Origin of the sequence: Acinetobacter nosocomialis NIPH 2119 (assembly GCF_000368085.1) — a bacterium.
GTDB lineage: Bacteria > Pseudomonadota > Gammaproteobacteria > Pseudomonadales > Moraxellaceae > Acinetobacter > Acinetobacter nosocomialis.
In genome coordinates this window covers 130544-155420 of sequence record NZ_KB849239.1, presented here as the reverse complement: position 1 = coordinate 155420, position 24877 = coordinate 130544, and the positions used below count along the sequence as shown (strand labels likewise).

Below are 24877 nucleotides of genomic sequence, written 5' to 3'. Positions count from 1 at the left end.
AGCTTTATACCGCGCCGTTTATCTTTATTTATTCGCTTACTGGTTTCAGCAGGCTTTTCTCTTTGAGGAAATATCATGTCGCAGCGATCCCGAGTGCTGCCTGGGTTTGGTCTATCATTGGGCTTCACCCTCGCCTACGTTTCTTTTATTGTGCTTATTCCATTAGCCGCAGTCTTTATCAAATCATTTGGAATCGGATGGGACGGACTATGGGAAATTTTAACCTCTGAACGTATTTTAAAATCGCTTCAACTCAGCTTTAGTTCAGCTTTAATTGCGGCGTTTATTAATGTTGTTTTCGGACTACTTTTAGCTTGGTGCCTTGTCCGTTATAACTTTCCCGGAAAACGTCTAGTTGATGCTTTAGTAGACTTACCTTTTGCACTACCAACGGCAGTCGCAGGTATTGCACTCACTTCGCTTTATGCTCCTACTGGCTGGATTGGTCAATATTTAGAACCACTTGGTATTCATGTTGCTTATACCCCTATCGGGATTACGCTAGCTTTAGTATTTATTGGTATTCCTTTTATTGTTCGAACTGTTCAACCGGTATTAAGCGATATCGAAACCGAGCTTGAGGAAGCGGCTTCTGCACTTGGGGCAAATCGCTGGCAGACCATTACTAAAATTATTTTACCAATACTACTCCCTGCCCTATTTACAGGCTTTGCTTTAGCATTTGCTCGCGGTGTAGGTGAATATGGTTCTGTAATTTTCATTGCAGGTAACCAGCCGTTTAAAACAGAAATTGCCCCGCTCATGATCATTTCTCGCCTTGAAGAATATGACTATGCAGGTGCAACGACTATTGCAGCAGTGATGTTAGTTCTCTCTTTCATTATTTTATTTGTCATTAACTTACTTCAAGCATGGGCAAACCGTCGTACAGGGAGAAATATCACATGAACCTACATACCGACAGCAATGCACTTGCCTTGAAATTGCAATCCCGTGATGCAACTCGTGAACCAACTTGGGTACGTTATACGCTCATTACAATTGCGCTGATCTTTTTCCTTAGCTGTCTGATGTTGCCTCTTATTTTGGTTTTTGTTGAAGCATTTAAACAAGGCCTTGAAGTTTATGTTCAGGCTCTAATTGATCCAGATACCCTGTCAGCAGTGAAACTAACACTATTAACCGCAGCAATTGCCGTTCCGATTAATGTGATTTTTGGTGTTGCGGCGGCATGGGCTGTTTCTAAGTTCCAGTTTAAAGGCAAAGCAGTTTTAACCACCATTATTGATATGCCCTTTTCAGTTTCACCTGTTATTGCAGGTTTAATGATTGTACTGATTTTTGGTGCTCAAGGTTGGTTAGGCGGCTGGTTAATGGATCATGACATTAAGATTTTATATGCCGTACCTGCAATTGTTTTAGCGACCATTTTTATTACCGTTCCTTTTGTCGCGCGTGAATTAATTCCTCTTATGGAAGCACAAGGAACAGAGGAAGAAGAAGCAGCTATTGTACTTGGTGCATCAGGTTGGCAAACCTTTTGGAAAGTGACATTACCTAACATTAAGTGGGGTCTGATTTACGGCGTAATTTTATGTAATGCCCGTGCAATGGGTGAGTTCGGTGCAGTATCGGTAGTTTCTGGCCACATCCGTGGTGAGACCAATACCCTGCCACTTCATGTCGAAATTTTATATAACGAGTACACCTTCAGTGCAGCCTTTGCCGTGTCCTCATTGCTTGCTTTCTTAGCCTTATTAACACTGGTATTGAAAACTTGGTTAGAACTACATCAAGACAAACCAGAACCGCATTCAACTGATTCGTAAGGAATGAAATCATGAGTATTCAAGTTAAGAATATTGAAAAACACTTTGGTGCATTCCATGCGCTTAAAAATATTTCCCTAGACTTTCCAGAGGGCGAGCTGGTTGCGCTACTCGGACCATCTGGCTGCGGTAAAACCACACTACTTCGTATTATTGCCGGCTTAGAATCGGCCGATGGCGGTCAAGTATTACTTGAAGGCGAAGATGCAACTAATGTCCATGTTCGCGAACGTCAAGTTGGCTTTGTATTTCAGCACTATGCTTTATTCCGCCATATGACTGTATTTGACAATATTGCTTTTGGTTTACGTGTTCGCCCTCGTGCGACACGTCCTTCGGAAGCTGAGATTAAAAAACGTGTTACTCGTCTGCTTGATCTGGTTCAACTGGGCTTTTTAGCAGACCGCTACCCTGCTCAGCTTTCTGGTGGTCAACGTCAACGTATTGCCTTAGCGCGAGCACTCGCTGTAGAGCCTCGTGTGCTATTGCTTGATGAACCATTTGGTGCACTTGATGCCAAAGTCCGTAAAGAACTACGCCGCTGGTTACGTAACTTGCATGACGAATTACATATCACTTCAATTTTCGTAACCCATGATCAAGAAGAAGCACTTGAGGTAGCTGATCAAATTATTGTGATGAATAAAGGTAACGTCGAACAAATTGGTTCGCCGCGTGAAGTTTACGAGAAACCTGCCACACCATTCGTATTTGATTTCTTAGGTCAAGCAAACCGTTTTGAAGGCGAACATGCTGGCGGTATTATCCGTATTGGCAATGATCGTATCGAATTACCGACTACAGTTCAGGCACCGCAAGGAAAAGTGATTGCTTTTGCCCGTCCGGATGAGTTACATATTCATTCGCAACCACAGGCAAATACAATTGAAGCAACTTTTGTACGTGAAGTCTGGATTGCTGGAAAAGTAGTGGCGGAATTACAAGATCGTAATGGACGTTTAATTGAGATTGCTTTGAGCAGTGAAGCTGCAAAACAACATGCATTTAAACCGAATCAAACTGTTTGGGTGAGTGCATCTCAACTTCACCTATTTGCAGATCAAGTTGCTTAAGGAATTATTTGGTGAGGAGCCATCTCGCGGAATTTAAAGCCGTTCCTCACCTCTTTCGAGGAAAAGTGTAAATGAACTTTCAACAATTAAGAATTATCCGAGAAACAGTACGCCAAAACTTTAATTTAACGGAAGCATCTGCCGCGTTATATACCTCTCAATCAGGTGTAAGTAAACATATTAAAGATTTAGAAGATGAGTTAGGTGTACAACTTTTCGTTCGTAAAGGTAAACGTTTACTTGGTTTAACTGAACCAGGCCAATCGCTACTTAGCATTGTGGAACGTATGCTTGTAGATGCAGAAAATATTAAACGTCTTGCAGATGACTTTAATAAAGTGGACGAAGGTACTTTAACAATTGCGACAACGCATACTCAAGCACGTTATGTGCTACCACCGATTGTCAATCAATTTAAAAAGCTGTTCCCTAAAGTCCATTTGATTTTGCAACAAGCCAGTCCTGTCGAAATTGCAGAAATGCTTTTACAAGGCGAAGCCGATATTGGTATTGCGACAGAGTCTTTAACAACTGAAGAAAACTTAGCAAGTATTCCATACTATCAGTGGCAGCACAGTATTATTACTCCGCAAGATCATCCACTTGCAAAGCTCGATAAAATCGATCTTGATGCTTTATCTGAATATCCATTGATTACTTATCACGGTGGTTTTACAGGTCGCTCTAAAATTGATAAAGCATTTGAAGATGCTCAAATTGATGCAGATATCGTAATGTCTGCACTTGATGCCGATGTTATTAAAACTTATGTTGAACTTGGTATGGGCGTCGGAATTGTCAACGATGTTGCATATGATGCAGAACGTGACTATCGTTTAAAGCAAATTAAAACTGATATCTTTGGTGTTAATACTACATGGATTGCTGTTCGCAAAGGTCACTTATTACGCGGTTACGGTTATGAGTTTATTTCTTTATGCTCACCTGATGCTGACATTAAAGCGTTGAAGAAAATTGCTTATCCAGATGAATAAGAACTGCAAAAAATAAAAGAGCTTTTTAGCTCTTTTATTTTTATCTATAAAAAAACGAGCCGAGGCTCGTTTTTTTATAGGATATTATTACCAGAAGAAGTTCACACCAACTTTACCAACTGGTAACCATTTGTATTTGTCATCGTTAGCAATCTTACGAGCTTCAGCATTCACTGCTTCTTCAAGAGACTGACTACCTGTAGTTGTAGCTGAACCTGTTGAAACTAATTTAACTGTTGGATTACCAGTGTAGTAAGCACCTACTTCACCAAATACACCCCAGTTTTTATTAATTTTAGGCGCGAAACCAAATCCTAAATAAGGAGCAATATCATTTTTATATGACATTTTACCGTTAATTTTTACTCCACCTTCATTAGCAAGGAAGTCTTGGTTATTTACGCGGAATGAACGTGTAGCGTCAACATTACGATTTAGGTCATAGTCATTATCAAGATATGCTGCACCCGCAGCTACATATACACCTTGAGCCCAACGGTTAGTACTTGCACCCCATGGATGAATTTCAGCATTTAAATAAACGTTGTTATTATCCATATCTAGGTCATATGTTGAACCGTTGACTTTTACATCATCAGACCAAGAAATATCACCACCGTTATAACCCAATGCTAAACCTACATATGGATTTGCTTGCCATAATAAAGCGCCACCGTAACCTGTAGTACCTACCTCAGCACGAGCACCTACTGGAATTAATTGGTTTTTATCGAATGCATAACTGTCATGAACAACAGCTTCATCTGCCATTGCAGCACCAGCAGCAAGTAAAGCTGTAGTTGTCACTAAAACACGTAATACTTTCATCGTTTTCTCCTCAAGAAAAGGCTCTGTTTTTAATTTATTCAGCTTGTGACAAAAATTATATTCAAGAGCATAGATTCTTTTTTATACAAAAACTGCTAGATTTCTGTTATTTTTTGATACAAATTGAGTTAAATTTTTATTTTCAAATCATTTTTGTGTAAAAAACACTTGATTATCTAATAAGCTTTTCCACTTTAACTCTCGCTTTAAACGTAACACGTTTTTTCAAAGATTCTTGTCACAAATTAGTGTAAAATCTTTAAAATTTTTTATGGAAGGAAGATCATGTCTCAGCTTTCTACGATCATTGAGCAAGCATTTGAAGACCGCGCAAACTTTACTGCAGCAGATTGCTCAAGCGAAATTCGCCAAGCTGTTGAAGAAGCAATTGCTGGATTAGATAACGGTACACTTCGTGTTGCAGAGAAAATCAATGGTGAATGGGTTGTTCATCAATGGTTAAAAAAAGCTGTTTTATTATCATTTAAACTAAATGACAATAAACCAATCGAGTCATGTGATCTTCGTTTCTACGACAAAGTTGAAACTAAATTCTCTGGTTGGACTGAAGAGCAATTTAAAGCTGCTGGTGTTCGTGTTGTTCCTCCTGCTGTTGCTCGTCGTGGTAGCTTCCAAGCTAAAAATGTGGTGTTAATGCCATCTTATGTCAATATCGGTGCTTATGTAGATGAAGGTACAATGGTTGATACATGGGCAACTGTAGGTTCATGTGCTCAAATCGGTAAAAACGTTCACTTGTCTGGTGGTGTTGGTATCGGTGGTGTTTTAGAGCCATTACAAGCTAACCCAACCATTATTGAAGACAACTGCTTTATCGGTGCGCGTTCTGAAATCGTTGAAGGCGTTATTGTTGAAGAAGGTTCAGTCATTTCAATGGGCGTTTTCATTGGTCAATCAACCAAAATTTATGACCGTGAAACTGGCGAAATCCATTATGGCCGCGTTCCTGCTGGTTCAGTTGTTGTACCAGGTAACATCCCGTCTGCTGACGGTAAATACAGCTTATATGCTGCAATTATCGTGAAAAAAGTTGATGCGCAAACACGTGCAAAAACAAGTTTGAACGATTTGTTACGCGCTGACTAATTTCAGTTTGATCAAGCATCTCTACGGTCAACACTGATCGTAGAGATTTTATTTTTTATATAGTGTGGTATTTCTAGAATGGCTTCCTTACGTTCCTCTGCAATTCCTGTCTCTGACCCTGCGTCTGGTTTACGCATTACCGAGATTTTTTACTCGTTGCAGGGTGAAGCAAATGCCTCTGGTCTACCGACTGTATTTATTCGCTTAACGGGCTGCCCTTTACGTTGTAGTTATTGTGATACCACCTATTCTTTTGAAGGAGGTGAACGTTTATCACTAGAGCACATTATTGAAACGGCTGAAAAATATCAAACGCCTTATATTTGTGTGACTGGTGGCGAACCTCTAGCACAGCCAAATTGCTTAATTTTATTACAACGTTTATGCGATGCCGGTTTTGACGTTTCTTTGGAAACCAGTGGCGCGCTCGATGTGTCAAAAGTAGACCCACGTGTTTCTAAAGTTCTCGATTTAAAAACTCCAACTTCTGGTGAAGAACATCGTAATCTCATCAGTAATCTTGACTACCTAACTTCACATGACCAAATCAAATTTGTGATCTGTAATCGTGAAGACTATGAGTGGTCAAAACAACAAGTTGAACAATATCAACTGCAGACCAAAGTCAGTACCGTTTGGTTCTCCCCTGCCTTTGCAGTTGAAAAAGGTGCTGTTGGCCTACCACGTTTAGCACGTGATCTGGCACAGTGGATACTGGACGATAAACTGCCTGTTCGTTTCCAGCTACAGTTACATAAACTGCTCTGGAACGATGAATCAGGTCGTTAGTCATTCAATAAAACAAATCATTCCGAATATGGAGAAAAATATGCGCCCTCGTGCCATTGTTTTACTTTCAGGCGGCTTAGACTCAACCACTTGCCTAGCTTGGGCACAAGCGCGCTATGAATGTATCGCTATTAGTTTTATGTATGGTCAACGCTCAACCACTGAACTTGATGCAGCAAAAGCATTAGCGCAGCGCGCAGGCGTTGAACATCGTGTTATTAATATCGATTTAGCCAATTTAGGTGGATCTGCACTTACAGACCATAACATTGCTGTACCAGAACAATTACAAGAAGGCATTCCTGTAACTTATGTACCAGCACGTAACACAATTTTCCTCTCTTATGCCTTAGCAGCAGCAGAAGTTTTCAATGCTGAAGCGATTGTTATTGGTATCAATGCTGTTGATTATTCAGGATATCCTGATTGTCGCCCAGAATTTATTGATGCTTTTGCCAATATGGCTCGTTTAGCAACCAAAGCTGGCGTTGAAGGAAAACCACTTAAATTTGAAACACCCCTGTTACATTTATCCAAAGCGAATATTATACGTTTAGGGATTGAACATGGCGTAGACTATAGTCAAACGGTATCTTGCTATCAAGCAGATGCTCAAGGACGTGCGTGTGGCAAGTGTGACAGTTGCCGTTTGCGTAAAGAAGGCTTTATCGATGCTGGTGTTACCGATCCAACACGCTATATACCGCAATAAGTAGGTAAAATTTATGAAGTTGTTAAAATCAAATCTTATTCTTTCATCTTTATTCTCAGCAGCTGCACTTATGGCTGGTTCAGTTCATGCAGCTGATAACCCAGTTCAAGCAGCATATAAAAGCACTAACGTTAAAGGTGCATTAATCAACGTTTGTAAAGACCAAACTGCAAAAGGCGGTAAATTAAGCTCAGCTGAAGTTAGCAAATTCTGTAGCTGCCAAGTGGAAGCACAAGGTAAAGTGACTGAAGCACAAAAATGGGAAATCCAAAGCGCAATCAATGCGAAGAAAAGCCCAAGCTCTTTAGCTTTTGTACAACAACAAAACCGTGATCTTAAAGCATGTTTCGGTCCTCAGTTAACAACTAAGCTTGAAAAATTAACTGAAGAAGCGATGAAAGCAGCTCAACAACAAGCTCCTAAAAAATAAGCTTTTGTTGCTCCAAATTAAGCCTGCATTTATGCAGGCTTTTTTTATAGCTCTGTTAAAATGACACTGACCTCATCATTCGAAATAAACCATGCAAGAACAATGGAAAACCAACGCACATAACAGACAGTCAATTGTCTCCTTTAGTGGAGGTAAAGACAGTTCTCTTGCACTGTATGATGCAATGCGAACTGGGAATGTAATTGGTTTAATCGTTATGCTGGAAGAACATGGCCAACGCTCCCGTTCCCATGCTATGCCACTTGATATTATTCGAGCACAAGCGAAAGCAATTGGCTTACCCGTGTTTATGGCTTCATCTAGTTGGAATGACTATGAAAGTAAATTCATTAACTTATTGGATGAAGCTAAACAAAAAGGTGCAGAAGTACTGGTTACAGGTGACTTAGATATGCCTGAACATGGTTGTTGGCATGATCGCGTCACTCAAATGGTTGGACTTAAACTAGGCATGCCACTTTGGCTACGCCCTCACCGTGAAGTTGTTGAAGAGTTTATTCAACTTGGATTTCAGAGCATCATTGTGACCGTAAACCTTAAACTCGGGATGAAGGTAGAAGATTTAGGTCAAGTGTTATCGCTAGAGTATATACAGGAACTTGAAAACCGCGGAATTGATCCATGTGGTGAGGGCGGCGAATTCCATACCACTGTCATTGACGGCCCAATTTTTAACAAAGCTATTCCTGTAAGAAAACTCGATATTGTTTATCATGAAGAATATGCTTTTCTACCACTTGAATTAGATCGAATTTAACTTTTAAAGGATAAGAAATGTCTGAAAATATTCAACTGCCAAATCAGGTTTTCCCAACTACACACGGCGGAGTTAATTTGGCTGAAGTCGATAATGAATGGCTGATTATTTACTTCTACCCTAAAGACTCAACTCCTGGCTGTACCACACAAGCTGTCGGTTTTTCTTGTTTAAAAGACCAGTTTGATGCTTTGGGTGCTCGTATTTTTGGAGTATCACGTGACTCAGTAAAAGCCCACCAAAACTTTACAGAAAAACAGGCTCTAACTATTGATTTAATTAGTGATAAAGAAGAAGTGCTTTGTAATCACTTTGATGTCATTAAAGAAAAGAATATGTATGGAAAAAAAGTAATGGGTATCGAGCGCTCTACTTTTATTTTCCATAACAAAACTTTAGTTAAAAGCTATCGCAAAGTAAAAGCTGCTGGACATGCAGAACAAGTTTTAGAAGACTTAAAAGCATTACAAACGGCTTAATAAGCTTGAGCAACAAAAAAGCGGGTTTAAGACTCGCTTTTTCACATGTACAAAAATTACTCATATATTTTAATTTGGCGTATGATAAAAATATTAAAATAATTCGAACTCAAGCATTATTATGAATCTACTAAAAGTTTGTACTTTATTGCCTTGTAGCCTTATTACTGCTGCCTGCTCAGTTAACTCATCAAGCATGCCTCTTACACTGAGCTCTTCTACACCACAAGTTCAGAAATCATTTATAGAAATAAACTGCCAAGATTTACAAAACCCTGCCTACCAACAAGCTATTCTTAATACAATTAATCAAATTCGTCAGCAATCACGCCAATGTGGTCCGCAGTATTTTTCCGCAACCACTCCGCTGAGTTGGAATAATAATTTATATAAAGGCGCACTTTCTCATAGTGAAGATATGGCGACACATAACTTTCTTGGGCATGTTGGCTCGACTGGCCTCGATCTAAAGTCACGATTAAAACTTTATAATTCACTTGGTAAAGCCAACGGTGAAAATGTCGCGAGTGGGCAGAAAACTTTAAATGAGGTAATGTCTAAATGGCTATCGAGTCCCCTACACTGTAGCAATTTAATGAATCCAAAATTCACTACTTACGCAATTGCTTGTGCTTCTGACCAAACAGGTAAACAAAAGAGCTATTGGACTCAACAATTTGGTACACGTTAAAAGGAAAAATGATGCAATCAGGTTCTATTACACCAATTTTAAGAATTTTTGATGTTGATTTAGCTCAATCATTTTACCTTGAGTTTTTAGGATTTCAGCTCGATTGGCAACACCAGTTTGAAGACAACTTTCCACTGTATTTACAGATTTCCAAAGATGATTGCATCATTCATTTATCTGAACATTTTGGAGATGCAAGTCCGCACAGCGCAATCCGTATTTATTGGGAACATATTTATGAGTTACATAGTGAACTCAGTCAAAAAGATTATAAATTTTCTAAACCTCAGGTTGAAAAAACAGATTGGGAAACGCTGGAACTCAGTATTACCGATCCTTTTTCCAACCGAATTATCTTTTGGGCAGATGCTTAATCTATATTTAATTACTCAATTTCATCTAAGTTAGAGCGGTCATCTTGCTCAAAACGTTGTTGAAGTTGTTGGTAAGTACGTGTTTTTTTAAATTCATCTAAAAATTGAATAGTTCCAACAGGGAAAAATTCCGTTTGGATTTCACCACGATAATACGCCTCACGCATTGGTGTTGCTGAAATAGAGTCTTTTAAACTATCCAGCTCCACCATTACCCATTCTGGAAATAATCTTAAATAATAAGATGACTCATCTTTAAAGTGGCCAATTAAACCAACTTTTGAGTTCGGCTCTATCACGCCATTTACCAGTGATTTGACTTGTTTTACCCATTTCTCATCATTATAAACATCGACAACATGCACAAATCGAATACGCTTTTGCTCATCTAATGAAAAATTAGATAAAATCATTTGCTCTCGTTCAATCGCGAGAAACGGATTTTTAATATTACGTTCCATTTGAGCGGAACCTAATGCCAAAATCACATAACGGCTTTGTTGTAGCGCGATTTCGATCGTTTGCATATGTGCCAAGTGAAATGGCTGAAAACGACCTATAAAAACGAGATAATCAAATGTATACATAATGAGTTTTTCACTTTTTATGAACTCACCAGTTACGCTTATTACAAAAAATATGCGCCATAATGAGAACCTAAAAATCAACAACGTGGTTTAAAGCAAGGATAGTACGATGACACTTAGCTGTATTCAACAACCTCATCAACATTTACAAGCAAATTTAGAAGGTGGCGTACTCACCTTAGCCATAAATCGCCCAGAAGCAAAAAATGCATTATATGGCGAACTTTATTTATGGATTGCCAAAGCACTTGATGAAGCTGACCAAAATAAAGATGTACGAGTAGTCGTTCTACGTGGTGCCGAACATGACTTTACCGCTGGTAATGACATGAAAGACTTTATGGGTTTTGTACAAAATCCAAATGCTGGCCCAGCAGGTCAAGTTCCTCCATTTGTACTCCTTAAATCTGCTGCCAGACTATCAAAGCCGCTTATTATTGCAGTAAAAGGCGTAGCAATTGGTATTGGTGTTACGATTTTATTACAGGCAGACCTCGTTTTTGCCGACAATACGGCCCTCTTCCAAATTCCTTTTGTTAGCCTTGGGCTTTCTCCTGAAGGTGGTGCAAGTCAATTATTAGTTAAACAAGCCGGTTATCACAAAGCAGCTGAACTTCTGTTTACTGCGAAAAAGTTCAATGCAGAAACTGCTCTACAAGCTGGCTTAGTGAATGAAATCGTTGTAGATGCTTATGCAACTGCTCAGGCAACTGCTCAACACTTAACAGCTTTACCACTTGCTTCATTAAAACAAACCAAAGCATTAATGAAACATGATTTAGATCAGATTATTGAATGTATTGACCATGAAGCAGAAATCTTTATGCAACGCGTTCAATCACCAGAAATGCTAGAAGCTGTGCAGGCATTTATGCAAAAACGTAAACCAGACTTTTCACAGTTTAATTAAAAATCAACTTCTATGATTTGAATAAACTCAAAGGCAGGCTCTTCGTAAGGATGGCTTGCCTTTAATGCTTTTGCCACTGCATTTGCCTTTTCTTCAAGCACAATCGTTTCAACACGCCATTCGTCAACTTGCTCAAGTTCACCTAGCTCTCCAATATAAGGATCAGCTCCTTTAACTGGCTTGAATTGCCCTATTCCTTTAACTTGCCAAGCACATTGTTCATAGTTCCCTATCCCCCCTGCTCCAGCCGCAAATATAGACTCTTTAGTCGACTCAAGATGTGACTCAGGTACGTAATAAATCAGCTTTAACATGAATAGAATGACTCAAAACTAGTAAATTTGCTTTAAATCATACCCTTTAAGAAGAGCCCGAATCAAAGTCAGCTCATCATTAATAAATAATTTGCTCCAATAAAAAGTACTTGTATGGCAAGCGCCAAGCCAAATAAGCGCCAACCTTTATCTCTTGTGTACATCGTTCTTATGTGATTTTTGTTTTTCATCATTTTGATCTCCGATTTTTATCGTTGTTACAGAGAAAGCAAAAATTGAACCAACAGCAATCCAAGCATAAGGGGTTAAATACACCTATGTCTATACTCTTGTAGATTTTCTTAAAGTCCTTAAAGAACGTACTTTCTTACCTTTACTTTAAGTTTAAAGAAAATTTTTCTAATTCAGTGAGCTATCATTATTCTGAATCATTTTAAGCATTCGATTTCTTTAAATATCTGTTCTCATATACGGTCATCATAAATGCTAAACCACATAAAATGACAAAACCGCAAGTCATTGGAATTAATGTGCCGTTATATAATTGCCCAATAATAGAGGCAAGAATAAGTGACAAAACGGAGGACGCTGCACCAATAATAGCCGATGCCATGCCGGCAACATGCCCCATTGGCTCCATTGCAATCGCATTTAAATTACCAAATAGAGTTCCAAATAATAAGAACAGAATGCAGGCATAAAGCATGAACATCCAAAATGCTACACTCACGCCTAAAAGCTGAATTCCTAAGAAAATGAGTGAAATTAAGCACAGACCGAGAAAGCCATAAATACAGATTGGACGCATACCGAATTTCATGACAATTTTAGAATTGGTAAATGAAGCAATGCCCATTACACCAGCAAGCACAGCAAAATAAGCACTAAACTCTTGCCCTGTTTTACCAAACTGCTGCATAAAAATTTGCTGAGAAGTACCTAAGTAACCAATAAATCCACCAAAACAAAAGCCTGCACATAGCAAATAGCTCATAGTGGTTTTATTACTCACTACTTCTTTAAAGCCCTCTTGAAATGCTTGTAAACGCATAGGTAAACGGTTTTCAGGAAGTAGTGTCTCTTCTAATCGTAGAGCGACCCATGCCCCAACGACTAGCGCATACGCCATGTATAAAACAAAAATATCACGCCAACCAAAGAAATGAATAATAAGCTGCCCCAGACTTGGTGCAATCGCAGGTGCAACCATAAAGACCATCATGATTAAAGACATGATACGGGCCATTTGAGCACCGCTGTATTTATCTCTAACAATTGAAATAGAAGCAACATAAGGCCCAGAAACCCCAATACCTTGAATGAAGCGTCCTACTAAAAACCATTCAAAACTTTGTGTGGTAAAGCACAATAAACTTCCCAAAAAGTAAATGATGATACCGGTAAATAAAATGCGCTTACGGCCGATTGCATCGGATAGCGGTCCCGCTATAAGCTGACCTATTGTCATACCGGAAAAAATACCAATGATGACCCACTGTGTCTGATTATTATTTTTTAAGTCAAAAACACGTCCAATCTCACCTAAAGCAGGTAAGACAGCATCTATTGAAAAAGAAACAATAGACATGAGTAATGCCATCAGAAGTGCAAACTCACGGAAATGGATTTTTGAATTCATTTTTCTTCTCTACTATTTATTTTATTCACATTGTACTACATACAAATAAGCCACCTGACGGTGGCTTATTTCAATTTTTATATTATCCAATAAACTTACGTGCGTTACGGAACATACGTAACCAAGCACCGTCTTCAGTCCACTCTTCTGGACTCCAAGAATGCTGGATAGCACGGAAAGTACGCTCTGGGTGCGGCATCATAATCGTTGCACGACCGTCTTTAGATGTTACACCAGTAATCGCTTCCGGCGAACCGTTCGGGTTCAATGGATAATGTTGAGTCGGGTTACCGTGACTATCAACATAACGCAATGCAACTTGATTCGCTGCATTTAAGCTTGCAATATCAGCTTCGCTAGCAACTGCACGGCCTTCACCATGTGCTACAGCAATCGGTAAAATCGAACCTTCCATACCATCTAGTAATACAGAAACAGATTTTTCAACACGAACGTTTACGCTACGCGCTTCAAAAACTTCTGACATATTACGGTGGAAACGTGGCCAGTGTTCAGCACCCGGAATAAGCGGTGCTAATTGTGACAACATTTGGCAACCATTACAGATACCTAAGCTAAACGTACCTTCACGGTGGAAGAATTGCTCGAATTGATCACGTAATTTTGCATTAAACAGAACTGATTTTGCCCAGCCACCGCCAGCACCCATTACGTCACCGTAAGAGAAACCACCACAAGTTACCAAGCCTTCGAAATCACTTAGGCTTACACGACCAGCAAGTAAATCACTCATGTGCACGTCAACGGTATTGAAACCAACCTTGTCAAAGGCTGCCGCCATCTCAATATGACCATTTACGCCTTGCTCACGCAAGATTGCCATATTCGGACGACGTGTGTTAATGAACGGTGCTTCAATAGGTTCATTCAAGTCAAATGTTGGTTTAGCAATTAAGCCTTGATGTGATTTATCTGCAATTAAAGCAAATTCTTGGTCAGCAGTTTCTACGTTATCACGTAAACGTTGGATCTGATGAGATACTTCAGACCAAGCTTGTTGTAACTCTGCACGCTCTAAAGTTAAGCCATTTACAGATAATTGATCGGTGTTATTTACACGACCAACTACAGCAATTGCATCTTTTAAGCTAGAAGCAGCAACTTCTGCTTGTAAAGCTTCCCAATCAGCTGCTTTGATTTGAACTACTGCACCAATTTCTTCTGCAAATAAGCCCGCAGTAGTTTGGTTCTCTAATGCTACACCTAAACGTGAAGCAAACATCATTTCAGCTACAGTTGCAAGTAAACCACCATCACCGATGTCGTGGTAAGCTTGAATCAAGCCACGGTTATTCCAGTCTTGAATTAAAGCAAAGAACGCTTTGAAATCATCAAAACTATCAACATCTGGAGTGACTGAACCAATTGCTTTATATACTTGCGCAAGAATCGAACCACCTAAACGGAACTGACCTTTAGATAAATCAATACGTACAAGTACTGAATCTTCTAAATTCTTAAGTTCAGGCGTTAAAGTCTTACGAACATCAGCTACTGGAGCAAATGCAGTAATTACACCAGTCATTGGAGATGTTACAGCTTTATCTTCGCCGTTTTCATTCCAAGTGGTACGCATTGAAAGTGAGTCTTTACCTACAGGAATCGCAATTCCTAAAGCAGGACACATTTCCATACCAATCGCTTTCACACCTTCAAACAATGCTTGGTCTTCACCTTTTTGACCAGCAGCAGCCATCCAGTTTGCTGAAAGTTTGATATCGCTAATTTGTTCAATGTTTGCACATGCAATATTGGTAATTGCTTCAGCAACTGCCAAACGAGCAGACGCTGCTGGATTCAACAATGCAACTGGCGGACGCTCCCCCATTGCCATTGCTTCACCAGTGAAGCCTTGTAGGCTTGTAGTCGTTACTGCTGCATCTGCAACAGGAATCTGCCAACGACCAACCATTTGGTCACGTGCAACCATACCTGTAATTGAACGGTCACCAATGGTGATCAAGAATGACTTAGATGCAACTGTAGGATTTTTCAATACACGGAAAATGGCATCTTTCAAATCAACTTTTGAAGCGTCAAATTCGTTACCTTTACGTTCAATTGTTTCATAAGAACGTTGCATACGCGGTGTACCACCAAGCATCACTTGCATTGGGATATCAACTGCGTTGTTTTGGAACAATGGATCTTCAACAGTTAAGTGACGAGCTTCAGTTGCTTCACCTAACACGGCAAACGGACAACGTTCACGAGCACAGATTGATTCGAACTGTTCTAAAGACTCTGGACGAATTGCAAGAACATAACGCTCTTGTGCTTCATTTGACCAGATTTCCATTGGGCTCATGCCCGGCTCTAATGAAGGAATCTTACGAAGGTTAAGAACTGCACCTAACTCATGGTCGTTTACAAGCTCAGGCATTGCATTTGATAAACCACCTGCACCTACGTCATGAATAGATACGATTGGGTTGAAGTCTTCTAAACGCCAGCATGTATCAATCACTTCTTGACAACGGCGTTCCATTTCTGGGTTTTCACGTTGTACAGATGCGAAATCAAGGCTTTCACCCATTGTGCCGCTATCTACAGAAGAGGCTGCACCACCACCAAGACCGATTAACATCGCAGGACCACCCAATACAATGAGCAGATCACCCGGTTGAATCGCATCTTTTTCTACATGGTCAGGACGAATGTTACCGTAACCACCAGCAATCATGATTGGCTTATGGAAGCCCTTCACTTCACCATTTACATTTTGTTCGAAAGTACGGAAATAACCATTTAATGCAGGACGACCGAATTCGTTGTTAAATGCCGCGCCACCTAATGGACCTTCAATCATAATTTGTAATGGCGATGCCATACGTGAAGGTTTACCGTAGTTTTCTTCCCAAGGTTGTTCAAAACCAGGAATATTTAAGTTAGAAACTGTAAAGCCTGTTAAACCCGCTTTTGGTTTACCACCACGACCAGTTGCACCTTCATCACGGATTTCACCGCCTGAACCTGTTGCTGCACCAGCAAATGGAGAAATTGCTGTTGGGTGGTTGTGCGTTTCAACCTTCATTAAAATATGAGCAGCTTGGCTCTTATATTTGTAAACAAAATGACCGTTTTCATCTGCTTTCGGATAAAAACGCATCGTGTCATAACCAACAATTACAGAAGCGTTATCTTTATATGCCGATAACACGTCAGTTGGTGATTCTTTATAAGTGTTTTTAATCATTTGGAACAATGATAATGGTTGTTTTTCACCATCAATTGTCCATTCAGAACCGAAGATTTTATGACGACAATGTTCAGAGTTTGCTTGTGCAAACATCATTAACTCGATGTCATTTGGGTTACGACCAAGTCGAGTAAATGCTTCTGTTAAATAATCAATTTCTTGTTCAGATAAAGCAAAACCAAATTCGTTGTTGGCTTTTACTAATGCTTCTTTACCTTGACCTAAAATATCAATTGAATTTAAAGGTTTTGGTGCTGTTTCTGAAAATAGTGCTCTTGCATCTTCAATTTGTGCAAAAACAGTTTCAGTCATACGGTCATGAAGTACTTGTTTTACTTCATTAGAAATTTCAGAAACACCTTTTAACGTAAATAAAAGACCACGTTCTAAACGGTGAACTGGCGTATTACAGTTTTTGAAAATGTCAGTTGCTTTAGAAGACCAAGGTGAAATAGTACCCACACGTGGTGTCACTAAAATCTGAATCTCATCACTTGCAGGTTGACGAAGTTCAAAAGACTCACCGTCATTTAATAATTGCAAAGCAGATTGATGTTGCTGCTCGTTGAGCGCTTGATCAAACAAATAGACCCATTGGCTGTCAAAAGATTGAACAGAACTAATTGACGATAAACGTGTTAATAGTTGAGCTTTCTTAAAAGAAGAATGTGCTGCTGCACCGGCCACGATAAACATGTTGATTTTGGCTCCACGGGCAGGTCTTGTGAACCTTACCGCAATGTGACTTTAGAGAGAGCGCATATTCTACTGTGTCTTGCTAAAATCAGCTAGATGTAGAATCAGTATTCTGTAACCTAATTCTGCAAGAAGTGACGTGTTTTTTGTTCAAAATCATTTTTTTAATCATTCTCACTCAAAATAAATTGTTTCATGTTTATTCAATAACATAATAAAACCTGAACTAAGACAAACTATGTCGCACCACGCTAGTGCTTTTAAGTTTTTTTTGGCATGATCAGGCTTTATAGTTTTGAATAATGATAAATGGAACAAATGCGTTGGTTAGAACTGCTTTCTGCGGTTCGTTTAGGTAGCAAAAAAAGCAGTACAGAGCTGGCTCGTAGCCCATTTCATAAAGATTATGACCGCATTATATTTTCACAAAGTTTTCGTCAGTTAAACCGTAAGACCCAAGTTCACCCTTTAGCACAGCATGACGGTATCCATACCCGTTTAACTCACTCCCTTGAGGTTTCCTGTATTGGCCGTTCCATGGGCATGCTGGCAGCCGAAAAAATAAAAGATGAATTGCCCGTTTGGATTTCTCCTGCCGATGTCGGTGCAATCATTCAAGCAGCCTGCCTTGCTCATGATATTGGCAACCCACCCTTCGGTCATGCCGGCGAGTATGCGATTCGTGAATGGTTTGACGATGCCTCACATAATGATTTTCTAAAAAAATTGACGCCCGAAGAAGAAGCCGATGTTCGTCAGTTTGAAGGTAATGCTCAAGGTTTACGCCTATTAACCCGTATTGACTATCATCCAGATGATGGAGGCATGCGTTTAACTTACGCGACCTTAGGCGCTTATTTAAAATATCCTTGGCTTTCAAAAACAATTGCTTCCCAAGGCGATCGTCCCTCTCACCAACGGGCGAAATTTGGTTGTTATCAGTCTGAAAAAGAAATTTTAAAACAAATTGCTGAACAGCTTGGTCTCATTCAATTAGGTGAATATCACTACTGCCGCCATCCACTCACCTATTTATTAGAAGCAGCAGATGATATTTGCTATGCCCTCATCGACTTAGAAGATGGCATTATTTTAAATATGCTGCACTATCAAGAAGTTGAACCGATTTTTCTGAACTTAATTGCAGATTATGGTCAACCTGAAGAGTTGTCACAGCCGAGCAGTACATGGCAACAAAAAATTTCGGCATTACGTGGCCGTGTTATGAAACGTTTGGTCGATGAAGTCACAACAGCTTTTGCTAAGCATCAGTATGAAATTATTACGGGTCAGCTTCAAGGTAGCCTTTTACAATACTGCTCGCCAGATATTGCTAAAGGTATTGAAACAGCTAAAAATCTGGCTCGTGAAAAAATATTTGAACATCCACAAAAGTCTGGTTTAGAAATTATTGCTCATCAAAGTTTGCAAACTATTCTTGATGCATTTGTACCATTAACCATGCCGCATAAATCTTTAAGCTTTAAAGAGCAACGTTTAATGTCTATTCTCCATTTATACGGTGCTCGCTTTAGCAACAACCACTACAACAATATCATGCAGGTACTCGATATTATTAGTAAGTTTTCAGATCATCAGGCTTATAGCTTGGCGCAAGAGCTACAAGGTAATAAAATCGGCTTGTTTTAAGTTGCCTTAATATAGAAAGAAATACAGCTAGTGTCGTTTTAATAAATTTAGAACGACCAGATTTACAGTTATGAATAAGTGAAATTACGCTATGATCGGATGTTTAATTGGCGAAGTGTTTGCCTTAGAAGCCCCAACTGTCTTACTGAATGTAAATGGTGTGGGCTATGAAATTGATACGCCACTTTCAACATTTTGCCAATTACAAAAAGGCCAGAAAGTTACGCTATGGACGCATTTGGTCGTCCGTGAAGATGCTCAGCAGCTTTATGGTTTTAGTGATGCTCAAGAGAAAACAATTTTCCGCACCTTATTAAAAGTAAATGGTGTTGGCCCGAAAATGGCATTAGGTATTCTCTCTACTTTAAGTGTTGAATTGCTAGTACACACAATTGAACATGACGATGTAAACACTTTGGTCAAAGTTCCAGGCGTAGGTAAAAAAACGGCTGAACGTTTAATGATTGAACTACGTGACCGTTTCAAAACCTTGGCTCAAGGCACTTCAACTGTGGCTACCATGCCTCAAATTCAATTTGCTGCGAACTCTCCAGTTGCTGAAGCAGAAGCAGCATTACAGTCTTTAGGTTATAAACCACTTGAAGCACAAAAAGCTGTAGCTGCGGTTAAAGCCGATTACACTGAATCAGCCGATATTATTCGTGCTGCTCTTAAATCAATGATGAAGTAAATACACTTATGCAAGACCGTCTAATCAGTGGAACAGAAAAACCTGAAGATCATTTTGATCGGGCTATTCGACCGACTTCACTTGCCGATTATATTGGACAGCCAGTTGTACGCGAGCAAATGGAAATTTTCATCGGTGCGGCTCGTGGTCGTGGTGAAGCACTCGATCACACACTGATTTTCGGTCCACCGGGCTTAGGAAAAACCACGCTTGCCAATATTATTGCGCGTGAAATGGGTGGCAATCTCAAATCCACTTCAGGACCTGTTTTAGAGCGTGCGGGTGATTTGGCTGCAATGCTCACCAACCTTGAAGAAGGCGATGTTTTATTTATTGATGAAATTCACCGTCTTTCTCCAGTGATTGAAGAAATTCTGTATCCGGCAATGGAAGATTACCAACTCGATATCATGATTGGTGAAGGCCCTGCTGCTCGTTCAATTAAACTAGATTTACCACCTTTTACGCTCGTTGCTGCCACCACACGTGCCGGCTTACTCACCTCACCTCTACGCGACCGTTTTGGTATTGTGCAGCGTCTTGAGTTCTACTCTGTAGAAGATCTAACTCATATTGTTTCTCGTTCTGCAAACCTCATGGATGTACCAATTACAGTTGAAGGTGCAGAAGAAGTAGCTCGTCGCTCACGCGGTACACCGCGTATTGCCAATCGCTTATTACGACGTGTTCGCGACTATGCACAAGTAAAAGGTACGGGTGAAGTGACTCATGAAATGGCACAACGTGCGCTTGATATGCTCAATGTTGATAAAGCTGGCTTAGATACTTTAGACCGACGTTATTTGAGCATGTTACTCGAGCGTTTTGATGGCGGTCCTGCTGGAGTTGAAGCGCTTGCAGCTGCCATGGCTGAAGACAGCGGTACACTTGAAGACGTGATTGAACCTTATTTAATTCAACAAGGTTATGTCATGCGTACCGCACGAGGTCGTATAGCAACCAACCAATCTTATTTACAGTTTGGAATAACGCCCCCTGAGCCTAAAAACTAATCAAAGGAAGAGAATTTTCTCTTCCTTTTTAATTTAACTATTCTTTTTAACTCAAATAATAATTGTCTTATCAATAAGTTAATTACTCTATACCTTTTAAGTCTTTATTTATACCTTATTGATTTTTTAATATTTTTAAAAACTGAATTATAAGAAATCTAGATATTAAATCTTATGAACAATAATATTTTTAGGATAAGGACATGTACAAAAAAGCCGCTTTACTTCTGCCATTCGCCTTAATGAGTCAACTGAGCCTAGCAGATTGGATCAAAGATGCTGCACAACAAAATGAAAATCAGGTCATTCAGTTAAGACAACATATTCATCAAAATCCTGAACTTGGCAATATGGAATTTAAAACATCTGCACTTGTTCAAAAAGAATTAAAGTCTTATGGCATTCAAGTCAAAACGGGTTATGCCAAAACAGGGGTTGTAGGTATTTTAAAAGGAAATAAACCCGGCCCTATTATTGCGCTTAGAGCCGATATGGATGCACTACCTATGGAAGAAAAAAGTGGTGTGCCATTTGCAAGTAAACAAAAAGCAATTTACCAAGGTAAAGAAACCTATGTAATGCATGCTTGTGGACATGATGCGCACACTGCAATGTTATTAGGGGCTGCAAAAATTCTGGCTGCCAATAAAGATAAAATATCAGGTACCGTTGTCTTTGTTTTTCAACCCGCTGAAGAAGGTGGAGCAGATATAGACAATTTCACGCAAGGTGATCAAATCGGATCAAGAAAAATGATCGCAGATGGAGCATTTAGAGACTATAAACCTGAAGCCATTTTTGGCATACATGTCATATCTGGTATGCAAAGTGGACATCTTTATTATAAAGACGGTGCTATTTTAAATAGTGCAGATCATTTACGTATCCAAGTCAACGGCAAGCAAGTACATGGCTCTACCCCTTGGTTAGGTAGAGATCCAATTTATGCATCGGCACAAATGATTAATAATTTACAAAGCCTTATTAGCCGAAGGACTGATCTCACCAAAGGTATGGGTGTAGTGAGCATTGGTAATATTCAGGGTGGCACAGCAGGAAATATAATTCCTGAACAAGTTAATATGGTGGGGACTATTCGTTCTAATAACGAACAGATACGGGCGAATATCTTAAAAAGTTTACCAGCCATGATAGAGCATAATGCTCAAGCCAATGATGTGACTGCCAAAGTTGAAATTGCGCCCTATGCTCCCGTAACAATGAATGACAAAGCACTGACTCAACTTATTCAACCAACATTACTCAAGGTTGTTGGAAACTCAAAACTTCATGTTTTGGATCATAATGCAAGCGCAAGTGAAGATTTTGCCTATTATGGCAAATTAATGCCCTCATTTTTTATTTTCTTGGGTGCAACACCAGAAAATCATGATTTAACTCAAGCTGCACCAAATCATAGTCCCTATTTTATTGTAGATGATAAGGCCTTAAAAACAGGAACTGAGCTGCATATAAGATTTGTATTCGATTATCCCAATATAGCTAAACAAGTTCAGGCTGCGTGGAAACAGTCTTAACTTAACAATATGCTTGCATAGAGGGTACCGTTTTAGACAACAAAGACAGCCATCGCAATTGAAAGGTTGTGCCATAGGACTTAGTATGCAATCTGCTAAACTGCCCCGTATTTAAAAGCAGATGTATGACTTGAGATAGAACTGATGTTTTATTCAGCAGTCATATTTTAAATATAAAGCTCTATAGTGAACTAAAACGGAATACTCTCATGGCGAATCATTTTGAATTCAACATTCGTGTTTATATCGAAGATACGGACGCAGGTGGTATTGTTTACCATGCCAACCACATTCGCTATATGGAACGTACCCGTACAGAATGGCTCCGCGCTGCTGGTGTTGACCATTACTGGCGTCAAAAAGATTACAACTTTGTTGTTCATAAAATTGATGTGAAATACATGCGTCCTATTTTAATGGATGACTTAATTACTGTTACAGCACGTGTAGTTTCATGTAAAGCTGCGTCATTTGTGTTGCAACAAAATATTTATCGTGGTGAAATCTTGCTTGCTTCTGGCGAGGTTGAATTGGCATGTTTAAGTAAAGAAATGATGCCACGTCGCCTTCCTGAAGAAATACGTGATCTTATTCGTAAAGAATTGGAACAAGACTAAAAAAAGCAACCGGCATATGTAACTATGGCAACAAACATTGAATCAACCCTGCATATTTCTGACCTTATCTTACAAGCAAGTCCAGTCGTCCAATTGGTCATGCTAATTTTATTGTTAGCATCAATCTTTAGTTGGTACTTAATTGCCAAGTTACATATGGGTTATAAAAAAGCACGTCAAGGTGATGAACATTTCCAAAAAATGTTCTGGTCTGGTGCTGAACTTAATACGCTCTATAACAACGCACAACTCAATTCAAAACGCTCAGGCCTTGAGGATATCTTTTATCAAGGACTGAGTGAGTTTTTCAAACTTAAAAAGCGTAACGCGTCTACCTCTCAAACGATCGAAGGCACCGAGCGTATTTTACGTGTAGGTTTAAGTCGTGATCAGGGTACTCTTGAATATGGCCTAGGTACTCTAGCAAGTATCGGTTCTGTTGCTCCATATATCGGTTTATTCGGTACAGTTTGGGGAATCATGAATGCCTTTATCGGTTTGGCTGCCGTTGATCAAGTGACTTTAGCAACAGTTGCGCCGGGTATTGCTGAAGCGCTTATTGCAACTGCTATTGGTTTATTTGCTGCAATTCCTGCGGTATTAGCTTTTAACCACTTTACGGCTAAAGGTGAAAGCGTCTACTCTGACCGCGCACTATTTGCCGAAGAAATGATTGCTTTATTGCAACGTCAATCTGTGGGTTCATCACAGGAAGATGCATAATGGCTATTCAACGTTCAGGGCGCTTTGAGCGCATAAAAAAACCATTAAAAAGTGACATGAACGTCGTGCCTTATATCGATGTAATGCTTGTGCTTTTAGTCATTTTCATGGTGACTGCTCCCATGATTACTAGCGGTATTAAAGTTGATTTACCGCAGGCAAATAATCGTCCAATTGAATCCAAAGATATGCCAGCCATGGTAACCATTGGTAAAGACGGCAATATTTATCTTCAATATCAAGACTACAAAGATAACGAACCACTTTCTCGTGAAAAACTTGAATCTGTTTTAAGTGAAGCACAAAAGCAAGCTGAACAAGAAAACAAACAGCTTACAGTTTTAGTGAATGGTGATAAATCTCGTCCTTATGGCGAAGTCGTATCATTGATGGCAAGTTTACAAGAAGCAGGTTTAACGCAAGTTGGCCTTCTGACAGAGCCTTTAAAATAAGCTATGAACAAAAATCAAAAGCCTCCTTTTAAACAAAATGCAATTGCATTGGGCTTCACACTTGGAGTTCATGCAATTGCTATTGTCGGCTTGCTTTTTTTAGGCTTGAGTAAACCACCTGAACAGCCAAAAAAGCTGACGACTATTTTAGTTAAGCCAGAAGATTTACCACCGCCTTTAGCAAAAGAAGTTGAGCAACAAACCACAGCAGAAAATCAGGCTGAAGAAGTTTTAAGTCCGATTGTGGATGAAAATGTTCCTCAAAATATTCCAGCAGCACCAGTGCCACCTCCTCCACCAACAGCACAACATCTGGTTGCCCAAAAGCAAAAAGCTGAGCAAGCAAAATTAGCTGAGGAAAAACGTAAAGCTGAAGAAGCTGCTAAAGCGAAGCAAGCTGTGGAACAACAACGTTTAGAGGAAGCTCAAAAACAGCAGGCTGAAGCTAAGCGTCAAGCTGAAGCGAAAGCTGCAAAAGTTGAAGCTGAACAAAAGCGTAAAGCTGAAGCTGAAGCAAAAACTAAACATGAACAAAGTGAAGCTCGCAAAGCTGCTGAGGAAGCCAAACGTAAAGCTGAGGCTGACGCAAAACTAAAACGTGAAGCAGAAAATGCAAAACTTCAGGCACAGCAAGAAGCAAAACGTAAAGCTGAAGCTGAGGCAAAAGCTAAACATGAGGCCCGCAAAGCTGCGGAAGATGCTAAACGTAAAGCGGCTGAAGATGCGAAAGTTAAACAGCAGAAAGTAGCTGAGGAAGCCAAGCGTAAAGCTGAAGCTGATGCGAAAGCCCAAAAGCAGAAAGCGGCTGAAGAGGCTAAGC

Annotated in this window: 27 protein-coding genes; 21 read left to right on the top strand and 6 right to left on the bottom strand. The window is 39.7% G+C overall.

The features are described from left to right. Positions 1-75: 75 nt before the first annotated feature. The 4 genes from cysT (at position 76) to F984_RS04850 (ending at position 3858) form a co-directional block, all read left to right on the top strand. A complete protein-coding gene (gene cysT, locus F984_RS04865) occupies positions 76-909 on the top strand; it encodes a sulfate ABC transporter permease subunit CysT (protein ID WP_004707527.1) in 834 nt (277 codons plus the stop codon). Next, positions 906-1790, top strand: a complete 885-nt coding sequence (gene cysW, locus F984_RS04860) for a sulfate ABC transporter permease subunit CysW (RefSeq protein ID WP_004707525.1) — start codon at positions 906-908, stop codon at positions 1788-1790. The genes cysT and cysW overlap by 4 nt, the downstream gene beginning before the upstream one ends. 11 nt (positions 1791-1801) lie before the next feature. Next, positions 1802-2863 (top strand): sulfate/molybdate ABC transporter ATP-binding protein, encoded by a 1062-nt coding sequence (locus tag F984_RS04855; RefSeq protein WP_002052588.1) that lies wholly within the window; start codon positions 1802-1804, stop codon positions 2861-2863. A gap of 71 nt (positions 2864-2934) precedes the next feature. After that, positions 2935-3858: a CysB family HTH-type transcriptional regulator gene (locus F984_RS04850; protein ID WP_002052645.1), complete on the top strand. Its 924-nt coding sequence runs from the start codon at positions 2935-2937 to the stop codon at positions 3856-3858. Positions 3859-3945: 87 nt separating this feature from the next. Here F984_RS04850 and carO read toward each other — a convergent pair whose 3' ends face one another. Beyond that, positions 3946-4686 carry an ornithine uptake porin CarO type 3 gene (carO, locus tag F984_RS04845; protein WP_004707522.1) on the bottom strand — a complete coding sequence of 247 codons (741 nt, stop codon included), beginning with the start codon at positions 4684-4686 and terminating at the stop codon, positions 3946-3948. A gap of 285 nt (positions 4687-4971) precedes the next feature. On the opposite strand from carO, the gene dapD reads away from it, so the two are divergent. From dapD to F984_RS04805, 8 genes are all read left to right on the top strand, one after another. Then, entirely contained in the window at positions 4972-5793 is an 822-nt protein-coding gene (gene dapD / locus F984_RS04840; RefSeq protein ID WP_002052807.1) for a 2,3,4,5-tetrahydropyridine-2,6-dicarboxylate N-succinyltransferase, read from the top strand. Positions 5794-5871: 78 nt separating this feature from the next. Continuing rightward, positions 5872-6582, top strand: a complete 711-nt coding sequence (queE, locus tag F984_RS04835; protein WP_002052669.1) for a 7-carboxy-7-deazaguanine synthase QueE — start codon at positions 5872-5874, stop codon at positions 6580-6582. Positions 6583-6622: 40 nt separating this feature from the next. Continuing rightward, positions 6623-7294, top strand: coding sequence for a 7-cyano-7-deazaguanine synthase QueC (gene queC, locus F984_RS04830; protein WP_001247780.1), 672 nt, complete (start codon positions 6623-6625; stop codon positions 7292-7294). A gap of 13 nt (positions 7295-7307) precedes the next feature. Continuing rightward, positions 7308-7724, top strand: a complete 417-nt coding sequence (locus F984_RS04825) for a hypothetical protein (RefSeq protein ID WP_002052853.1) — start codon at positions 7308-7310, stop codon at positions 7722-7724. A 91-nt stretch (positions 7725-7815) separates the two neighbouring features. Beyond that, entirely contained in the window at positions 7816-8502 is a 687-nt protein-coding gene (locus F984_RS04820) for a Dph6-related ATP pyrophosphatase (protein WP_004707517.1), read from the top strand. A 17-nt stretch (positions 8503-8519) separates the two neighbouring features. Beyond that, positions 8520-8981, top strand: coding sequence for a peroxiredoxin (locus F984_RS04815; protein WP_004707515.1), 462 nt, complete (start codon positions 8520-8522; stop codon positions 8979-8981). 121 nt (positions 8982-9102) lie between these two features. After that, the gene (locus tag F984_RS04810; RefSeq protein WP_004707512.1) at positions 9103-9672 is read left to right on the top strand and encodes a CAP domain-containing protein; all 570 of its coding nucleotides are present in this window, start codon (positions 9103-9105) and stop codon (positions 9670-9672) included. A gap of 11 nt (positions 9673-9683) precedes the next feature. Then, positions 9684-10046, top strand: a complete 363-nt coding sequence (locus F984_RS04805; RefSeq protein ID WP_004707511.1) for a glyoxalase superfamily protein — start codon at positions 9684-9686, stop codon at positions 10044-10046. A gap of 11 nt (positions 10047-10057) precedes the next feature. Here the strand turns inward: F984_RS04805 and F984_RS04800 are convergent, their stop codons facing one another. Next, the gene (locus F984_RS04800; RefSeq protein ID WP_004707509.1) at positions 10058-10633 is read right to left on the bottom strand and encodes a nicotinate-nicotinamide nucleotide adenylyltransferase; all 576 of its coding nucleotides are present in this window, start codon (positions 10631-10633) and stop codon (positions 10058-10060) included. 109 nt (positions 10634-10742) lie between these two features. On the opposite strand from F984_RS04800, the gene F984_RS04795 reads away from it, so the two are divergent. Next, positions 10743-11543, top strand: coding sequence for an enoyl-CoA hydratase-related protein (locus F984_RS04795; protein WP_004707508.1), 801 nt, complete (start codon positions 10743-10745; stop codon positions 11541-11543). Here F984_RS04795 and F984_RS04790 read toward each other — a convergent pair. The 4 genes from F984_RS04790 to purL form a co-directional block, all read right to left on the bottom strand. Beyond that, entirely contained in the window at positions 11540-11857 is a 318-nt protein-coding gene (locus F984_RS04790; RefSeq protein ID WP_004707506.1) for a YqfO family protein, read from the bottom strand. The genes F984_RS04795 and F984_RS04790 overlap by 4 nt on opposite strands. Positions 11858-11925: 68 nt before the next feature. Then, positions 11926-12051, bottom strand: a complete 126-nt coding sequence (locus tag F984_RS23105) for a KGW motif small protein (RefSeq protein ID WP_004707503.1) — start codon at positions 12049-12051, stop codon at positions 11926-11928. A 200-nt stretch (positions 12052-12251) separates the two neighbouring features. After that, a complete protein-coding gene (locus F984_RS04780; protein WP_004707501.1) occupies positions 12252-13457 on the bottom strand; it encodes a multidrug effflux MFS transporter in 1206 nt (401 codons plus the stop codon). 82 nt (positions 13458-13539) lie between these two features. Next, positions 13540-17373, bottom strand: a complete 3834-nt coding sequence (purL, locus tag F984_RS04775) for a phosphoribosylformylglycinamidine synthase (RefSeq protein ID WP_004707500.1) — start codon at positions 17371-17373, stop codon at positions 13540-13542. Between the two features lie 309 nt (positions 17374-17682). On the opposite strand from purL, the gene F984_RS04770 reads away from it, so the two are divergent. The 8 genes from F984_RS04770 to tolA form a co-directional block, all read left to right on the top strand. After that, positions 17683-19023, top strand: coding sequence for a deoxyguanosinetriphosphate triphosphohydrolase (locus tag F984_RS04770; RefSeq protein ID WP_002052941.1), 1341 nt, complete (start codon positions 17683-17685; stop codon positions 19021-19023). Positions 19024-19114: 91 nt separating this feature from the next. Next, positions 19115-19714: a Holliday junction branch migration protein RuvA gene (ruvA, locus tag F984_RS04765; protein WP_004707498.1), complete on the top strand. Its 600-nt coding sequence runs from the start codon at positions 19115-19117 to the stop codon at positions 19712-19714. 8 nt (positions 19715-19722) lie between these two features. Beyond that, entirely contained in the window at positions 19723-20727 is a 1005-nt protein-coding gene (gene ruvB, locus F984_RS04760; protein ID WP_004707494.1) for a Holliday junction branch migration DNA helicase RuvB, read from the top strand. A 203-nt stretch (positions 20728-20930) separates the two neighbouring features. After that, the gene (locus F984_RS04755; RefSeq protein WP_004707493.1) at positions 20931-22265 is read left to right on the top strand and encodes a M20 family metallopeptidase; all 1335 of its coding nucleotides are present in this window, start codon (positions 20931-20933) and stop codon (positions 22263-22265) included. A 209-nt stretch (positions 22266-22474) separates the two neighbouring features. After that, entirely contained in the window at positions 22475-22882 is a 408-nt protein-coding gene (ybgC, locus tag F984_RS04750) for a tol-pal system-associated acyl-CoA thioesterase (RefSeq protein WP_002052673.1), read from the top strand. Positions 22883-22906: 24 nt separating this feature from the next. After that, positions 22907-23605, top strand: a complete 699-nt coding sequence (gene tolQ, locus F984_RS04745) for a protein TolQ (protein WP_002052880.1) — start codon at positions 22907-22909, stop codon at positions 23603-23605. Further along, entirely contained in the window at positions 23605-24057 is a 453-nt protein-coding gene (gene tolR, locus F984_RS04740) for a protein TolR (protein WP_002052868.1), read from the top strand. The genes tolQ and tolR overlap by 1 nt, the downstream gene beginning before the upstream one ends. Before the next feature lie 3 nt (positions 24058-24060). Then, on the top strand, positions 24061-24877 hold an 817-nt coding region (gene tolA, locus F984_RS22985; RefSeq protein WP_004707490.1), incomplete at its 3' end, for a cell envelope integrity protein TolA.

Coding starts and splice junctions, on each gene's coding strand:
- F984_RS04805 (WP_004707511.1), top strand. CDS start 9,684: ATGCAATCAGGTTCTATTACACCAATTTTAAGAATTTTTGATGTTGAT.
- F984_RS04770 (WP_002052941.1), top strand. CDS start 17,683: ATGGAACAAATGCGTTGGTTAGAACTGCTTTCTGCGGTTCGTTTAGGT.
- cysT (WP_004707527.1), top strand. CDS start 76: ATGTCGCAGCGATCCCGAGTGCTGCCTGGGTTTGGTCTATCATTGGGC.
- ruvB (WP_004707494.1), top strand. CDS start 19,723: ATGCAAGACCGTCTAATCAGTGGAACAGAAAAACCTGAAGATCATTTT.
- dapD (WP_002052807.1), top strand. CDS start 4,972: ATGTCTCAGCTTTCTACGATCATTGAGCAAGCATTTGAAGACCGCGCA.
- F984_RS04815 (WP_004707515.1), top strand. CDS start 8,520: ATGTCTGAAAATATTCAACTGCCAAATCAGGTTTTCCCAACTACACAC.
- ybgC (WP_002052673.1), top strand. CDS start 22,475: ATGGCGAATCATTTTGAATTCAACATTCGTGTTTATATCGAAGATACG.
- F984_RS04810 (WP_004707512.1), top strand. CDS start 9,103: ATGAATCTACTAAAAGTTTGTACTTTATTGCCTTGTAGCCTTATTACT.
- ruvA (WP_004707498.1), top strand. CDS start 19,115: ATGATCGGATGTTTAATTGGCGAAGTGTTTGCCTTAGAAGCCCCAACT.
- F984_RS04800 (WP_004707509.1), bottom strand. CDS start 10,633: ATGTATACATTTGATTATCTCGTTTTTATAGGTCGTTTTCAGCCATTT.
- F984_RS04855 (WP_002052588.1), top strand. CDS start 1,802: ATGAGTATTCAAGTTAAGAATATTGAAAAACACTTTGGTGCATTCCAT.
- tolR (WP_002052868.1), top strand. CDS start 23,605: ATGGCTATTCAACGTTCAGGGCGCTTTGAGCGCATAAAAAAACCATTA.
- F984_RS04795 (WP_004707508.1), top strand. CDS start 10,743: ATGACACTTAGCTGTATTCAACAACCTCATCAACATTTACAAGCAAAT.
- carO (WP_004707522.1), bottom strand. CDS start 4,686: ATGAAAGTATTACGTGTTTTAGTGACAACTACAGCTTTACTTGCTGCT.
- purL (WP_004707500.1), bottom strand. CDS start 17,373: ATGTTTATCGTGGCCGGTGCAGCAGCACATTCTTCTTTTAAGAAAGCT.
- tolQ (WP_002052880.1), top strand. CDS start 22,907: ATGGCAACAAACATTGAATCAACCCTGCATATTTCTGACCTTATCTTA.
- F984_RS04755 (WP_004707493.1), top strand. CDS start 20,931: ATGTACAAAAAAGCCGCTTTACTTCTGCCATTCGCCTTAATGAGTCAA.
- F984_RS04790 (WP_004707506.1), bottom strand. CDS start 11,857: ATGTTAAAGCTGATTTATTACGTACCTGAGTCACATCTTGAGTCGACT.
- F984_RS04850 (WP_002052645.1), top strand. CDS start 2,935: ATGAACTTTCAACAATTAAGAATTATCCGAGAAACAGTACGCCAAAAC.
- queE (WP_002052669.1), top strand. CDS start 5,872: ATGGCTTCCTTACGTTCCTCTGCAATTCCTGTCTCTGACCCTGCGTCT.
- F984_RS23105 (WP_004707503.1), bottom strand. CDS start 12,051: ATGATGAAAAACAAAAATCACATAAGAACGATGTACACAAGAGATAAA.
- F984_RS04820 (WP_004707517.1), top strand. CDS start 7,816: ATGCAAGAACAATGGAAAACCAACGCACATAACAGACAGTCAATTGTC.
- cysW (WP_004707525.1), top strand. CDS start 906: ATGAACCTACATACCGACAGCAATGCACTTGCCTTGAAATTGCAATCC.
- F984_RS04825 (WP_002052853.1), top strand. CDS start 7,308: ATGAAGTTGTTAAAATCAAATCTTATTCTTTCATCTTTATTCTCAGCA.
- F984_RS04780 (WP_004707501.1), bottom strand. CDS start 13,457: ATGAATTCAAAAATCCATTTCCGTGAGTTTGCACTTCTGATGGCATTA.
- queC (WP_001247780.1), top strand. CDS start 6,623: ATGCGCCCTCGTGCCATTGTTTTACTTTCAGGCGGCTTAGACTCAACC.